The 13,302-nt window shown below is 62.2% G+C and carries 14 protein-coding genes and 2 pseudogenes; 9 read left to right on the top strand and 7 right to left on the bottom strand.

Annotation, left to right across the window (positions count from 1 at the left end; translation table 11 throughout):
• Positions 1–13 precede the first annotated feature (13 nt).
• The 3 genes and pseudogenes from repC (at position 14) to NKI70_RS30680 (ending at position 2,351) form a co-directional block, all read left to right on the top strand.
• The gene (repC, locus tag NKI70_RS30690) at positions 14–1,219 is read left to right on the top strand and encodes a plasmid replication protein RepC (RefSeq protein WP_352725966.1); all 1,206 of its coding nucleotides are present in this window, start codon (positions 14–16) and stop codon (positions 1,217–1,219) included.
• 228 nt (positions 1,220–1,447) lie between these two features.
• A complete protein-coding gene (locus tag NKI70_RS30685) occupies positions 1,448–1,837 on the top strand; it encodes an antitoxin Xre/MbcA/ParS toxin-binding domain-containing protein (protein WP_352693196.1) in 390 nt (129 codons plus the stop codon).
• A pseudogene (locus tag NKI70_RS30680) lies at positions 1,834–2,351 on the top strand (RES family NAD+ phosphorylase). The gene NKI70_RS30685 and the pseudogene NKI70_RS30680 overlap by 4 nt, the downstream one beginning before the upstream one ends.
• A 124-nt stretch (positions 2,352–2,475) precedes the next feature.
• Here the strand turns inward: NKI70_RS30680 and NKI70_RS30675 are convergent.
• Genes NKI70_RS30675 through NKI70_RS30665 form a run of 3 tightly spaced genes read right to left on the bottom strand, consistent with a single transcriptional unit; the run spans position 2,476 to position 4,249 of the window.
• The gene (locus tag NKI70_RS30675; protein WP_352725964.1) at positions 2,476–3,609 is read right to left on the bottom strand and encodes a site-specific integrase; all 1,134 of its coding nucleotides are present in this window, start codon (positions 3,607–3,609) and stop codon (positions 2,476–2,478) included.
• Positions 3,606–3,992, bottom strand: coding sequence for a type II toxin-antitoxin system VapC family toxin (locus tag NKI70_RS30670; RefSeq protein WP_352725962.1), 387 nt, complete (start codon positions 3,990–3,992; stop codon positions 3,606–3,608). Before NKI70_RS30670 ends, NKI70_RS30675 begins: the two co-directional genes overlap by 4 nt.
• Entirely contained in the window at positions 3,992–4,249 is a 258-nt protein-coding gene (locus NKI70_RS30665) for a type II toxin-antitoxin system VapB family antitoxin (protein ID WP_031195575.1), read from the bottom strand. The genes NKI70_RS30670 and NKI70_RS30665 overlap by 1 nt, the downstream gene beginning before the upstream one ends.
• A gap of 170 nt (positions 4,250–4,419) precedes the next feature.
• On the opposite strand from NKI70_RS30665, the gene NKI70_RS30660 reads away from it, so the two are divergent.
• Together NKI70_RS30660 and scpB are read left to right on the top strand one after the other, a co-directional pair.
• Positions 4,420–5,424, top strand: coding sequence for a DUF1403 family protein (locus NKI70_RS30660; protein WP_352725960.1), 1,005 nt, complete (start codon positions 4,420–4,422; stop codon positions 5,422–5,424).
• Between the two features lie 2 nt (positions 5,425–5,426).
• Positions 5,427–6,164: an SMC-Scp complex subunit ScpB gene (scpB, locus tag NKI70_RS30655; protein WP_352725958.1), complete on the top strand. Its 738-nt coding sequence runs from the start codon at positions 5,427–5,429 to the stop codon at positions 6,162–6,164.
• A 32-nt stretch (positions 6,165–6,196) separates the two neighbouring features.
• On the opposite strand, the gene NKI70_RS30650 is transcribed toward scpB, so the two are convergent.
• Positions 6,197–6,721 (bottom strand): RES family NAD+ phosphorylase, encoded by a 525-nt coding sequence (locus tag NKI70_RS30650; RefSeq protein WP_352725956.1) that lies wholly within the window; start codon positions 6,719–6,721, stop codon positions 6,197–6,199.
• Entirely contained in the window at positions 6,718–7,104 is a 387-nt protein-coding gene (locus tag NKI70_RS30645; protein ID WP_352450324.1) for a hypothetical protein, read from the bottom strand. Before NKI70_RS30645 ends, NKI70_RS30650 begins: the two co-directional genes overlap by 4 nt.
• Positions 7,105–7,244: 140 nt before the next feature.
• On the opposite strand from NKI70_RS30645, the gene NKI70_RS30640 reads away from it, so the two are divergent.
• Together NKI70_RS30640 and NKI70_RS34105 are read left to right on the top strand one after the other, a co-directional pair.
• Entirely contained in the window at positions 7,245–7,376 is a 132-nt protein-coding gene (locus tag NKI70_RS30640) for a CBS domain-containing protein (protein ID WP_352450421.1), read from the top strand.
• On the top strand, positions 7,351–7,608 hold the full coding sequence (locus NKI70_RS34105) for a hypothetical protein (RefSeq protein WP_502894554.1): 258 nt from the start codon (positions 7,351–7,353) through the stop codon (positions 7,606–7,608). Before NKI70_RS30640 ends, NKI70_RS34105 begins: the two co-directional genes overlap by 26 nt.
• Positions 7,609–7,796: 188 nt before the next feature.
• Here the strand turns inward: NKI70_RS34105 and NKI70_RS30630 are convergent, their stop codons facing one another.
• Positions 7,797–8,969, bottom strand: a complete 1,173-nt coding sequence (locus NKI70_RS30630; RefSeq protein WP_352725954.1) for an MFS transporter — start codon at positions 8,967–8,969, stop codon at positions 7,797–7,799.
• A gap of 363 nt (positions 8,970–9,332) precedes the next feature.
• Here NKI70_RS30630 and NKI70_RS30625 point away from each other — a divergent pair, with 363 nt between their 5' ends.
• Positions 9,333–10,421: a glycosyltransferase family 4 protein gene (locus tag NKI70_RS30625; RefSeq protein ID WP_352725952.1), complete on the top strand. Its 1,089-nt coding sequence runs from the start codon at positions 9,333–9,335 to the stop codon at positions 10,419–10,421.
• A 237-nt stretch (positions 10,422–10,658) separates the two neighbouring features.
• Entirely contained in the window at positions 10,659–12,827 is a 2,169-nt protein-coding gene (locus NKI70_RS30620; protein WP_352725990.1) for an amylo-alpha-1,6-glucosidase, read from the top strand.
• An 85-nt stretch (positions 12,828–12,912) separates the two neighbouring features.
• Here NKI70_RS30620 and NKI70_RS30615 read toward each other — a convergent pair.
• Positions 12,913–13,202, bottom strand: a pseudogene (locus tag NKI70_RS30615) (site-specific integrase); the annotation flags it as partial.
• Positions 13,203–13,302: the final 100 nt, after the last annotated feature.

The raw sequence follows: 13,302 nt of genomic DNA, 5'->3' as shown, positions 1-13,302 counted from the left end.
AAAGGCGAGGGAAATGGAAAGTGGTTATGCGACGACGCCCTTTGGGCGGCGGCCGATGACGCTTGCCTTGGTGCAAGCGAACACGGCATCACGAAAGATTCCTGAAGGGGCCGCCGTCGAGAAATGGCAGGTGTATCGCTGGCTGTGCGAGGGCAAGACGATCATAGGCGTGGGAGATCGCGCCCTGGCCGTCCTCAGCGGACTGCTGTCGTTCTATCCGGACGATCAGATCAGCGAAGAGAACGGGCTGATGGTCTATCCTTCGAACGCGCAGCTGTCACTGCGGGCGCACGGCATGGCCGATTCCACGCTGCGCAGGAACCTGGCCGAACTGGTGAATAGCGGACTGATCATCCGCCGAGACAGTCCAAACGGCAAACGGTTCGCTCGCAAGGCAAAGGGCGGCGCAGTCGAGGAGGCGTTCGGGTTCTCGCTGGCGCCACTGCTTGCACGGGCCGCGGAGTTTCAGCAGGCTGCCGAGCAGGTCCGCGCCGACAGCCGGGCGCTCAAATTAACGCGGGAGCGGATCACTCTCCATCGGCGCGACATTCACAAGCTGGTCGAAGTGGCGATCGGCGAGGGCGCGCCTGGCGACTGGGGAACCATTTGGAGGCGGTTCAGAGCAATCGTGGAGGCTATTCCTCGGCGGGCAGGGCTGTCGGAGCTGGAAGCGATTGTTGCGGAGCTCTCCTTGCTGCACGACGAAGTGGATATGATGCTGGAAAGCTTCATGAATTCCACGAATCCTAGCGGCAATGAGTCCCAAAACGAGCGGCAGCAATCCGATTCAAACACAGACTCCACTTTTGTATTTGAACCAGCTTTAGAACAAAGCAGGGCGACGGTCGAACCAAGAACGGCCTACGCCGAGAAGCCGAAAGGCTTCCCGATAGGACTTGTGCTGAAGGCCTGCCCCGAACTTGCCGACTATGCCGCCCACGGAATCGCAAGCTGGCGCGATTTGATGATTACCGCCGCCCAGGTGCGCGGCTACCTTGGCGTGTCGCCCTCGGCGTATGAGGAGGCTTGCCATGTGATGGGCCAGGAGGTCGCCGCGATCGTGATTGCCTGTATCCTGCAAAGGGCGCAGCATATCAACTCGGCCGGGGGCTATCTGCGCGTGCTGACCGAAAAGGCGAGGGCAGGACAGTTCTCGGTCGGACCCATGCTGATGGCAGCGCTTAAGGCCAATGGCACGACGGCAAGAATGACCGGCTAGGGGCTGGAAATTCTTGTACGTAAGGCTGCCGCTGCTGGTAGTCCGCGCGCGGTCGAGGAGGCGAATGGCAAAGTGGTGTTATGAGATCGACGTGCCCAGCAGCTCGCAAGCTGGTCTACGCAATCAGAAGCCACCAAGCAACGTCATGCGCCCGCGGGCTTGAAACCAGTCGACAAGCGCCATATGTTTTGCACAGTAAACGCGGCGACTAATATGGCAAAGAACTCCATGGGGCAGGCCCTCAAGATATCCGTGCAGAATGAGCCTCTGGTTTTGTCCTATATGGACCGGGCCGGGAAAATTGCCGTTGACCAGGTGGCTGACAGCTTTGGAATGTCCAAGGGTCAGTTGGCTCAGACGGCCGGGCTTGCCCGTGAAACCCTCTATCGGCTGGAGCGCAGCCGCACGGCCAAGACCCAGAGCCGTCTGCGCGAGATGCTCGAGATCATCAGCCGCGTGACGGAATGGGCCGGAGGCAAGGAACAGGCCATGGCCTGGTACCGAGCCCAGCCGCTGCCGGCATTCGGTGGACGCACCGCCGAAGCCCTCGTGAAGGACGGCAAGGCCGCTGCTATTCGCGACTACCTCGATCACATGGCCCTGGGTGGCTTTGCTTGAGGTTTGTCGGAACCTGCTACAGGGCGCATGATCCACGTTGGGCATTCAAGCCGAGTTCCGGTGATGGAGCGGCGATCAGGGGCGCTCGATTCAATCCCAAAGGTATGCCCGCGCTGTATCTGGCGCTGACCGTCATGACGGCTGTCAAGGAAGCCAACCAGGGCTTCGCGCATCGCATCGATCCCTGCGTGCTGTGCTCTTATGAGGTGGACTGCGAAGACATCACTGATCTGGCAACTGAGCAGGGGAGGGGAGGATCTTCTGTCACGCTTGCGGACATGGGCAGCGCCTGGGCCACGGCTCTCAGCAACGGCGAGCGACCTGCATCCTGGTCTATCTATGACCGGCTGCGGCCTCAAGGCATCGCTGGAATTCTGGTGCCGAGTTTTGCTCCGGGCGCGGAGACGGAGGACCGCAATCTGGTGCTATGGGACTGGGCCCCGATCTTCCGCACAAAGTGAACGTGTTCGATCCGAGCGGTCGGCTGCCGAAAGACCAGCTGTCCTGGCGATGAAGACGGCCCCCGGGGCGGTCCCGACAGAAGTGACCCAATTCATTTGGCGAGAACGCCTGGTCAGGCTGGAGGGCGTGCGCGGATCGCGAGACGTAAGACGGCAGGGGAGGGGGCTTTTGCCACCTTAGAGACCGGACGCCTTGGTCAGGTTGATGCGGAAGCGATCTCTGCGGCGCTGATAGCGGCGGGTCATCTCCGCGGAGGCATGGCCGAGCTGTTTCTGCACATAGCGTTCGTCGACCTCGGCCGACGAGGCGAGGCCGGCGCGCAGTGAGTGGCCGGCGAATTTCTTGGCCCGTTCGCCCTCCGACAGATCGCCGCGCACGCCGGCGGCCAGGGCCGCGCGCTTGACCAGGCGTGCGACCTCCTGGTCGTTCAAGCGATCGGCACCGACGGCTCTGCCTTGACCAGCAACGCGCCGGAACAGCGGTCCGTGCGCAATGCGCGCCAGTCTTAGCCAGGTCTGCAGAGCGACCACAGGGCAGGTGGCGTCGGAGGAGCCGCGGCCGATTTCGACCTCGCGCCAGCCGGTTTTGCCGCGCAATGTGACAAGCAGACCCTTCTCGGGAAAAATCTCGGCCCAGCCGCGTCCGTCGTCGGTCTGATCCCTGCCGGCGTCGAGGCCGACTATTTCGGATCGGCGAAGGCCGCCGGCGAAGCCCAAAAGCAGCATGGCGCGGTCGCGCAGACCACGCAGCGTGCCGCGGTCGAGGGTCTCGAGCATGGCGATCAGATCCTCTGGTAGGATCGCTTCCTTCTGCCGGGGAGGGGAGGCGTGGGTGTTGCGAATGCCAGCCATGACCGCGGCGATATGCCGGTCCTTGCGGTCGAGCGGCTGACCGCGCTGGGCAAAATTCCAGGAGAGCGACGAAAGCCGGCGCTCAATGGTTGAAACGGTGTTGGGCCTTTTGTGGCCAGTGGCCGTGCCTGACGCGCAGGCGGCGATGTAGAGCCCGACGACCTGAGGATCGGGCGGGAACATCTCGATGCCTTGGCGCCGGCACCAGCTCGAAAAGTGCTTCCAGTCGGCTGCGTAGGCGCGGCGCGTGTTGGCCGAACTCGCCGCCTCGATATAATCGCGCGCGCGGCCGGCGAGCGCCTCAAGATGCGCAGGCAGGCTGGGATTGGCAATGGCTGGAAGGGGAGGGGACGAGGCTAGGTCGGCATCGCCCATCTGCATGACGATATCGACGATGTCGGGCATGTCGTCATCGCCGGAAGCAGCGGATGATCGTTGCGCGTCGCCAGCCATGCTCATGCCGCTTCGATATCCGTTTGGGAGAAGTCTTTGCCGATGAAAAGCAGCGGTTCATCTGCACGCTTTGCCAAAGCATAGGAGAGGCAATCGGCAAAATTCAGCGCCGCCGGGTGGTGGCCTTTGCCGTAGGTCAGCCAACCTTGGGTCGCCAGATCAACCAATTCGGAGTCGACAGGAATGATGTCGGCCTCGATTTTGCGCAGCCAAAGATCGATCTCGGCCAATACGTGTTCGCCGCGCCTGCTGACCAGCACCATGCGTGCCTCGAGCACGCAGGTTGCCGGGACCAGACGGATTGGGTCCAAGACCAGCGCTCGTTCCAGCCTTGCTGCCTCAGGCTCGCTCCGAAGGATCGCTACAACGGCTGAGGTATCGATCACCATCAATTAGGGATTCCATGCTCGTCATACCCGATGATCTCCTCGTCGCTGCGACTATCCAGTTCAGGCAATCGTGCAACTCTTTCTCGGATGGCGCGCAATTCTGCCAGCAGACGCTCCTGAGCGGTCTCTCCAAAGCCCAAGCGATGCAAGCGCTCGCTAAGGGCCTGATGAATGGCTGCTGTCTTACTGATACCCTGGCGGCGTGCGAGTTCATCGGCGAGAGCAACGGTGGCCGGATTTTTGATGTTCAGGGACACGAAAGACTCCAAAATTCTACCTTTCTGGCGTATTCTACCATGGTCCCCTAGCCCTCGTAAACAACGAATGATAAGGCAACATTATCGTTCGTTGTGGAGCTACGACGGGCGCGGCGGTTTGTTCGCATTATCGTTGCCAGAAGCGCCGCGCTCGTTCATCCTCATTGACGATGATTCTTCGCCCCAAGCCGTCGCTCCGCCACAATGCTCACCCTGCCGGGATCGAACTGGTCACCACCGTGGCGCCGGTGCCGTCCTGGTTGCGACGGGCGGTCGACGGCCCGCAAAGCCTTGACGAGGCTGCGGTTGTGGCAGGCGCAACGATCGGCGCGCTCGACGCTGTCGTGCGCCGGCAGGAGCGGTGGGCCGGGGCCTGGCGGCAGCGCTTGGCGCTCGCGGCGGCAGCTTCGACGTCGCGAAAGGCGGGCCGCGTCGAGGATGACGGCGCCCTGCGTGACGCGGTGTGTCTGACCCGTCCCGGCGATGACGTCGGGCCGGCCGGCCGCATCCTGCTCGCCTGGCGCCGGCTGACTTTGCTGCCGGCAGAGGATCTGCTGACGGAAGCTGTGCTCGCCGCCGCGCTGGACGAACTCGGTCACGGAGGCGACGACGAGGCGGTGAGCGATCTGATCGAGGATCTCCGCCAGCTTTCCGGGGCGGAGGGCGTTGTCGCGGTGCTGACCGGCGCCTTCGCGGCTGCTGAGCGCCATGGCTTCGGACGCAGTTTCGGGTCCTGGCTCGCCGACGTCCTGCTCGCGCAACGGCTGGGCTGGCAATATGCGGTGCCGCTGCTGGGAGCGCAGTCAGGATCGGGCGGGTACACGCGTGGCGTGCGACCGAAAATAACCAGCCTGGCGGAGAGGGACCAGGGGCCAGGCCGGGAGAGCGTGCAGAGCCTCCTTGTGGCTCAGGCGCGCGCCGCGCTGCGGGCCGTCGAGCTTTCGGCCGAGCTCGATCGTCGTGCCCAGCGGCTCATCGCCGTTGCACCGAAGCTGCGGGCAAAGGGATCGGATGCTGTAGTCGAAAAACTGCTCTCCGACGATGCGATTGTCGCGTCCCAGCCCATTCCTGGCATGAGCGAGCGAGGTCTGCGGCGCCTGTTTGACAGGCTGGTCGACTTTGGCGCCGTGCGAGAATTGTCGGGTCGGCCGACCTTCCGGCTCTATGGGCTGTAGCGATGGCGGACCGGACGGGAACTCAGCGAAAGGATAACCAGCGCTTGCTGGTCGATACCGAACTCGAGCACCTGCCGCCGGAGCTGCGCTGGCGTGAATGGATGGGCCGGATTGAGGCGGTCATCTTCGCCGCCAGCGAGCCCGTCATGCGTGAGACGCTGGCGCGGGTCGTCGGAAAGAGCTGCAACGTCGATCTGATCATCGACGACATTCGCGAGGAACTGCGCAACCGGCCCTATGAGCTCGTGTCGGTCGCCGGAGGATGGCAGCACCGAACCAGGAAAGCGTTTGCCGACGTCATTCGCGGTGCATTTGGCACAGCAACGGGCCAGGGCGCGGATAGAACGCGGTCAAAACCCCTGTCGCAGTTCGAGGCGCTGGTGCTGATGTGCATTGCATACTTCCAGCCGATCACCCGTGGCGAGCTGTCATCCTTCTTCGGCAAGGAGGTTTCACGCGATCTGATTGGCGTACTGCGCGAGCAGGAATTCATCACCTCGGGACCGCGCAGCCCACAGCCCGGCGCCCCCTACACCTACGTGACGACCAAAGCCTTCATGTCGCACTTCGGTTTCGACACGCTGCGCGACTTGCCCGATTTCGAGGCGCTCGAGGACGCCGGACTGCTCAGCAAGGAGAAGCTGCTGGCGGGAGAAATTCCGGCCGGGCTGGCGAGCGAGGAGGAGGAAGGCGAAGAGGAAGAATTAGAGGCTGACCGCGTTGAGGACCAAGTGCCCTAGAGGTCGTTGCGCCCTTGGCGAGAGGCGGCAATTCAGGACCAGGACGACTGATCGTGCGGCAGCCGATGATCGGGATCATGGACCGCGACGCGATCCTCTTCGACAAGATTGGCCGAGAAGATCGCCAGATTGGTGCCGCCGGCATGGCGCAGCGACGGAAACAGGATACCGCGAAGCCCAGCCGTGATGACCAGGTCCGCGAGCTTCCACGATGGCGGGACCTTCCTGTCGATGCGGGCGATCTGGCGCCACGCACAATCCCATCCTTGCCAGATGTCGTCCCAGACGTTTGGGTCGAACCCCTGCGAAAGGTCGGCGACCTCGGCGAGCGTGATCTTGTAGGCTGCAAGGGTGGCCGGCGGGATGATGCTGGCGCCCTGCTTGTATTCATCGAGGGCCGTTTGCGGCGCGCGTGACAGGTAAAGCGCCTCGACGCCCGGTCGATTGAAGCGGCCGCCGTCGATCGCCGCGCCCGCACCGCTGATGGGCAGGAATGCCCATTTGGGTGTCAGATAGCGGTGAAAGATCTCGTCCGGGCCGACGTGGGTGATTCTCACCCGCGCGCCCCGTTCTCGAGATCCCTGATGAAGGCCAGAACCGCCTCGACCTGGCCGTCCGCAACGAGCTCGGCCGCCGTGCGATGGCCATAGTCGGCGATGGGCTCGTTGCGATACCAGTAGATCGCCTTGTCGACGTTACCGGTGAGTTCCGTCGCGGCCGAAATCACCTTCACCATTTCGCGCATCCGGCCCTGCAGGCGTTCCGATGCGGGATTGCGCAGCGTGTTGCGATGAACACCGGTTAACTGCGCCAGGTTGGCCACCTTCACGCCGAGGGCCTGCGACAGGCGTTTCGGCGAGATATAGGGCGTGCGTGGTTCCTGCAAGCTATCGACAAAGCCTGAGACCACCGCGGAATGTGCGAGCTGTGCGTGGGTCATGGCAAATCTCCGACCTCTCATACGCACAATATATGCACATTAAAGCGCATAGCAAGTGAACAGAGGCCTTTCCTCATAGCGGTTGCCGCCCGGAAAATGCGGGCCGACTATCTCGGCGCCCTTCCGGTCGGGAGAATGACATGCTGGTCGGCATGGTGACCGACCGCGATATCGTGATGCGCGGTGTCGCCGAGGAGCGCTCAGCCGGCAACACGACCGTTCGCGAGGTCATGTCCGAGCATGTCTATGCCATTTGCGGATCAAGCGGATGATGCGCTTGTTGCCGATCCTGTGTTCGATGAAGCGAACCAGCCTTTCCTGACTGACCGTCCCGAAGAAGTTCTGGGTGTCGGCGTCTACGATCCAGTTCACCTCCCGTTGGTCAATCGCGATGTACAGGGCATCCAATGCGCCGTGTGGTCCTCTTCCGGGCCGGAACCCGTAGGAGAAACCGCAGAAGTCGCCTTCATAGATGCATTGAGCACCGTGACTGTTGCATCCTGAACGATCTTGTCTTCCAGTCGCTGTTTCCCATCCGCCTTCGGTATAACCCCCCGCTGGACTCGTTTGTGCAAATACTCAAGCCGAAGCTCGAGGGCGCTGACGAGCCCCTCTGGCATCTTCCCCATTCCGCCGCTACCACCCCTTGGCTGAGAAGCTCGCACAATCGGCGACCATCGCCCTCATACGCATCAATCCGATGGTGGGGGCCTTTCACGAAGTCCAATTACTAGCGGAAGGGACAGCACACAGAGTCCCGCCATCATGAGGAACCCGGGCGGGCCATAGGCTCCATAAAGCTGACCTGATACCCAGACAAGGCCCGCGGTGGCCAGCCCCGGGCCGATCGCGTAAAGGGCCTGCGCCGTGGCGGCAAGATGTGCCGGCACGCTGCTGGCGATAACACGCATACAGGCAAGATGCAGCAGTGCGAAGGTAATGCCGTGAAGCGGTTGCACGAACGCAAGCATCCAGATCGCCGCCGTTTCCGCTTCCACGACCCAGCGCAGGATTCCGGCCACCGCGGCCAGAGCAGCGGCCCCGGCCACGCCAAGCCGGCGCAGCAGGATCGGCCCGACCACAACGAACACCACCACCTCCGCTCCGACGGCTTCCGACCAAAGTATGCTGCTCGCCGCCGTGCCGACCCCGGCCGCCGTCCAGCGGATGACCGAGAAGGTGTCATGCATTGCATGGCTGCCATAGATCAGCGCCGCAATCATGACGATGCGCCGGAAAGTCGGGAGACCGAGCAGCTCGCGCAGCCCGCCGATTACGCTTTGCCCGACCGGGTCCGCAGCCCGCTCGGCGCCGGTGTCTGATTCCGGCACCAGCGCGGCGGCAGCCAACGCTCCGGCGAGCAGCGCGGCGTACATCCATATAATCGCATCCAGCTCGAAAACTCCGAGCACCTGGCCAGCCGCGAGGGTGCCAGCAACGAAGGCCGCTGATGCCGCACCCCGCACCCAACCATACTCAAAACCCGGCTCGCGCACCGATGCGCGCGCCGCAAGGGCGTCGGCGAGGGTTGTGATCGGTGCCAGCCCGGCTGACTGGGCCAGATAGACGACCAACAGAAGAAAGACGCCTTGCACGGCAGCCAGCCCAAGCGTCGCCGCTGCCGCGATCCCGATGCAGACCGCCAGGGTGATGCGGAGGGCACCGAGAAGATCTGCAATTCGATTGGCGAGCGGTCCGGCAATCAGCCGGGCTGCGTTGCCTAGCCCGAACAGAACGCCCAGCTCTTCAGGTGTCAGGCCGCGCGCCTCAAAATACCGTGGCCAGAACGGGGACGCTGTCCCGAATGCAGCATACATTGCGGCATAGAGCGCTAAAAATGCCAGCAGCGGGCCAAGGCGTGCCATGCCAAAGTTCTGCCACGGACGCGCCTCGCGCTACAGGGGGGATCTGGAGAATGATGCTTCTTCTGCGAATAAACTCGGCCCCGCTGAAGCGGCTTCGACACGCCACGTTGACCCAGAATATGATCACCTTGATGCCGGCGCTCGCGGTCGATGCCATGCCGGAATGCCCGCACCCCGCGAACATTCCGCAAAGATCAGGACCTAGGCCCTCAAGCCTTGCCTAGCCCGAACGTCACGATGGGTGATCTTCCCGGGAACATATTAGCAATTCGAGAGTTGGCGTCGGTGCAATACAAGGAGAGGTGTGCGCGTCGCCCGCTTTCGTTGAAGGCCGACTTTTCACTTTCACGATGTCCTGCAAAAATGAAGATCGCCCAGATTGCACCTCTTATCGAATCTGTACCCCCCAGGCTCTATGGCGGGACCGAGCGCATCGTTTCATATCTGACGGAAGAGCTGGTTCGACAGGGCCACGAGGTGACCTTGTTCGCCAGCGGTGATTCACGCACTTCGGCCGAACTGGTGGCGTGTTGCGATGTTGCACTGCGCCTGAATCCCAAGTCCCAAAACCATATTCCCTACCACATCATGATGCTTGAACAGGTCCGTAAACGGGCGGATGAATTCGATGCACTGCATTTTCATGTCGATGTTCTCCACTTTCCGATAATTCGAGAGTTCGCGCAGCGAACCGTTACCACGCTTCATGGCAGGCTCGACCTTCCGTTCCTGGCGCGGCTTTACGCGATGTTCGACGACATTCCGCTGGTCTCGATTTCCGATGACCAGCGCCGGCCCATGCCGCCGGTCAATTGGCTCGGAACGGTCTACCATGGCCTGCCGCGTGATATTCTTCCATTCCGGCGGAAAGCCTCGGGATATCTGGCATTTCTTGGCCGCATCTCACCGGAAAAGGGCCCGGAAGTGGCGATAGAAATCGCCGCCCGCGCTGGAATGCCGCTGAAGATCGCGGCCAAAATCGACGCGGTTGACCAATCATTTTGGGCGGAGCGAGTTGAGCCCCTGGTGCTTCGATATTCGAATGTCGAGTTCATTGGCGAGATCGATGAGCAGCAGAAGGCGGAGTTTTTGGGCAATGCGACAGCGCTGCTGTTTCCGATCGACTGGCCCGAACCGTTCGGCCTTGTAACCATCGAGGCAATGGCCTGCGGCACCCCGGTGATAGCCTTCAACCGCGGCGCCGTTCCAGAGGTCATCGATGATGGCGTGTCCGGATTGATAGTGGACAGCGTCGACGAAGCTGTGGAGGCTGTACGGCGGATAGGCGGTCTCGATCGCGCACGGGTACGGGAAACTTTTGAAAGGCGGTTCATGGTCGGGCGCATGTGCAGCGACTATATGGCGGTCTACCGCTCGCTCGCCGGCAACAAGCGATTTGCATTTGGCTCTCGAAATGGCCGCGCTGAAATGCAGCTGGTCAGGCCTGTTTGATCGAACCGGCCTAGAACCGATCGGCTTCGAGCCGCTTTTGATCGCGCTTTACAGGAGAATTCGCCAATCATTCGCCAAGAATTCGAACGAGGCTCTCCGCGATCGCGCGCCGAGTGCGGGATTGATGCGAGACGCTGTCGATGAGGATGGTTCGGCGCCGGCCTTGATGGGGAAGCATGTGTGCCTGCGCCGCCCAAGTCTCCACCGCCCAAGTCTCTTTCGAACAGGAGGGCTGACATGACCACTGAAGTCGAAGAACGCAAGCTTGATCCAGCTGTGGCTCTCCCGGCGCTCGACGAATCGGCGCCGCGCGAGCCGCATAGGCAATTTGCTCTCAAGCACGAGGACTGCTTCATCGTCGCGGACAGCTACGGCGACATACGAGGCACCGGCGACGGGCTTTTCCGCGACGATACGCGTGTGCTGTCGCGCTTCCGTCTGTTCATCGGCGGCCGCATGCCCTCACTACTTGGCGCCTCGCTATCGCAAGATAACATCCTATTCACCGCCAATCTTACAAATCTGGCCACCATCGGGCCGAACGGTAGTGAAACGCTGCCGGGCGTCGTGCACATCGATCGGACCCGGTTCATCTGGCAAGACCGCATGTTCGAGCGCGTCATCTTCACGAACTACTCCGCGCGCGAGGTGCTGCTGCCGGTCCGGTTCGACTTCGACGCCGATTTCCGTGACATGTTTGAGGTGCGCGGCAGTACGCGCAGCCGGCGCGGTCGCGCGCATGACGCGCTAGTGGGCGAGTCAAGAGTGACGTTTCGCTACGAGGGTCTCGACAATGTGGAGCGCCAATCCGTCATCGCGTTTTCGATGACGCCCCATGAGATGCACCCCAATCACGCCGAGTTCCTCATTCTGGTGGGGATGCGCGACAGCAGAGCGCTCCATCTGGAGGTCGGTCACAGCGAGGAAATCCCGTCCAGTGATCGCTTCCGCGCGGCCGCGGCGCGAGCGCGGTTTGCCATGCGCTCAAAGCGTCGACAGGGCGCCACCGTCTTCAGCTCCGGCCGCGTGTTCAATGACTGGCTCACGCGCACGCGCGCCGACATAGCGTTGCTGACCACTGCTCTGGAGACCGGGCCTTATCCGTACGCCGGTATTCCCTGGTTCTCGACAGCCTTCGGCCGCGACGGCGTCATTTCCGCCTTGCAAATGCTGTGGCTCAACCCCGACCTTGCCCGCGGGGTCCTGGCGTTCCTTGCCCGCTATCAGTCGACAGAGACTTCGATATTTGACGATGCCGAGCCCGGCAAGATCATGCATGAAACGCGCAAGGGGGAAATGGCTGTGCTGCGAGAGCTACCGTTCGGCCGCTACTACGGCGGCGTCGACACCACTCCGCTTTATGTTTACCTGGCCTGGTCCTATGCCGATCGCACGGGCGATGACGAGTTGGTCGATCGCATGTGGGACTCGCTGTGTGCGGCCATCGCGTGGATGGAGGAGGTTGGAGCCCGCAACGGAGAGGGTTTCGTGACCTACAGCAGGGCGGCAGATACGGGGCTTTTCAACCAGGGCTGGAAGGACAGCGCAGACGCTATCTTCCATAGCGATGGGACGATACCCAGGGGACCAATCGCACTGGTCGAGGTGCAAGGTTACGTCTTCGCAGCCTATCAAGGCATGGCTGCGCTGGCCGCCAAGCGCGGCGATGTCGCCAAGGCAGCGCACTGGAGCGGCATGGCAGAAAGGATCCGCAACGCAGTGGAGACGCAGTTTTGGATGCCAGACCGCAATTTCTATGCCTTGGCAATCGACGGCGAAGGCAAGCAATGCGCGGTGCGCGCCTCCAACCCCGGTCACCTGCTTTATGTCGGGCTACCGTCAGCTGAACGGGCGCAATCAGTTGCCGAGCAGCTGTTATCAGCCCATCTCCACAGCGGTTGGGGCGTTCGGACTTTGGCCGACGACGAGCTTCCATTCAATCCGATGTCCTATCACAACGGCTCGATCTGGCCGCACGATACGGCAATCTGTGCCGCTGGGCTCGCCCGCTACCAGGAGCGCACCAGTGTCGTGAAGCTTATGAGCAGCATGTTCGAGGCGGCGGTCCGTTTCAACATGCGGCTCCCGGAGCTATTCTGCGGGTTTACGCGTGCGATCGGTGATGCGCCAGTGGCCTATCCCGTGGCTTGTCTGCCACAGGCATGGTCCGCCGGATCCGCCTTCATGATGCTGCAAGCCTGTCTCGGGATTCGGATCGATGGTTGGAAGGGCGAGATCAATGTCGAACGCCCTCGGCTGCCGATAGGCATCGACAACATCGTCCTCCGGCACTTAGCGGTCGGTGACGTGAAGGTCGACCTCACTTTTCAGCGCGTCGGCGACCGCATCGTCTGCTATCTCGACGAGCGACACGAGGGCCTCGTGCCGCTGGTTGTGCGCTCTTAACTGTGGGCGGCTGCAAAAAAATGGTCGTGCATCAGGCAACCGAGCCCCACCCGACCGGGCTCCAGAGCGGTTGTACGTCTTTTTGGCGAAGGGCGGTTTCGGTAAGATAGCCGGAGCGCAGGCCGTGGGCGGAGAAGGCTTGCGGGTCGAGCCCGGCCTCGGCGACGCGGCGCTTCAGGATCAGATTGACGGCCTGCGACGTGAGCGCTCGTTTTTCGAGATTGCCCACCGGTCGATGCCGCGAAACACGGCGGCTTCAGATATTTCGGCGCGCTCGAGCCACGATTGCAGCACCGTCACCGGGCGGCCGACGAGCAGTACAGAGGCGTCGCTGTCGGCCTGTGTCGTCTTGGTTCGGCCGAGCCGGATCGACAGACGCGTCCACTAAGCCGGACCAACGGAACGACCGGTGTGGGGCCGGAACCTGACCGTCCGTGATTGGGAGCCACATGGCTAAAGCGGCTGTTCCGCTATT

This window comes from Mesorhizobium sp. M0500 (assembly GCF_040321165.1).
GTDB lineage: Bacteria > Pseudomonadota > Alphaproteobacteria > Rhizobiales > Rhizobiaceae > Mesorhizobium.
This window is presented reverse-complemented; position numbering and strand designations above follow the sequence as displayed.

Bases quoted from the DNA above. Each gene is read 5' to 3' on its own strand.
- repC (WP_352725966.1), top strand. From the start codon at position 14: ATGGAAAGTGGTTATGCGACGACGCCCTTTGGGCGGCGGCCGATGACG.
- NKI70_RS30685 (WP_352693196.1), top strand. From the start codon at position 1,448: ATGGGGCAGGCCCTCAAGATATCCGTGCAGAATGAGCCTCTGGTTTTG.
- NKI70_RS30675 (WP_352725964.1), bottom strand. From the start codon at position 3,609: ATGAGCATGGCTGGCGACGCGCAACGATCATCCGCTGCTTCCGGCGAT.
- NKI70_RS30670 (WP_352725962.1), bottom strand. From the start codon at position 3,992: ATGGTGATCGATACCTCAGCCGTTGTAGCGATCCTTCGGAGCGAGCCT.
- NKI70_RS30660 (WP_352725960.1), top strand. From the start codon at position 4,420: ATGATTCTTCGCCCCAAGCCGTCGCTCCGCCACAATGCTCACCCTGCC.
- scpB (WP_352725958.1), top strand. From the start codon at position 5,427: ATGGCGGACCGGACGGGAACTCAGCGAAAGGATAACCAGCGCTTGCTG.
- NKI70_RS30645 (WP_352450324.1), bottom strand. From the start codon at position 7,104: ATGACCCACGCACAGCTCGCACATTCCGCGGTGGTCTCAGGCTTTGTC.
- NKI70_RS30640 (WP_352450421.1), top strand. From the start codon at position 7,245: ATGCTGGTCGGCATGGTGACCGACCGCGATATCGTGATGCGCGGTGTC.
- NKI70_RS34105 (WP_502894554.1), top strand. From the start codon at position 7,351: ATGCCATTTGCGGATCAAGCGGATGATGCGCTTGTTGCCGATCCTGTG.
- NKI70_RS30630 (WP_352725954.1), bottom strand. From the start codon at position 8,969: ATGGCACGCCTTGGCCCGCTGCTGGCATTTTTAGCGCTCTATGCCGCA.
- NKI70_RS30625 (WP_352725952.1), top strand. From the start codon at position 9,333: ATGAAGATCGCCCAGATTGCACCTCTTATCGAATCTGTACCCCCCAGG.
- NKI70_RS30620 (WP_352725990.1), top strand. From the start codon at position 10,659: ATGACCACTGAAGTCGAAGAACGCAAGCTTGATCCAGCTGTGGCTCTC.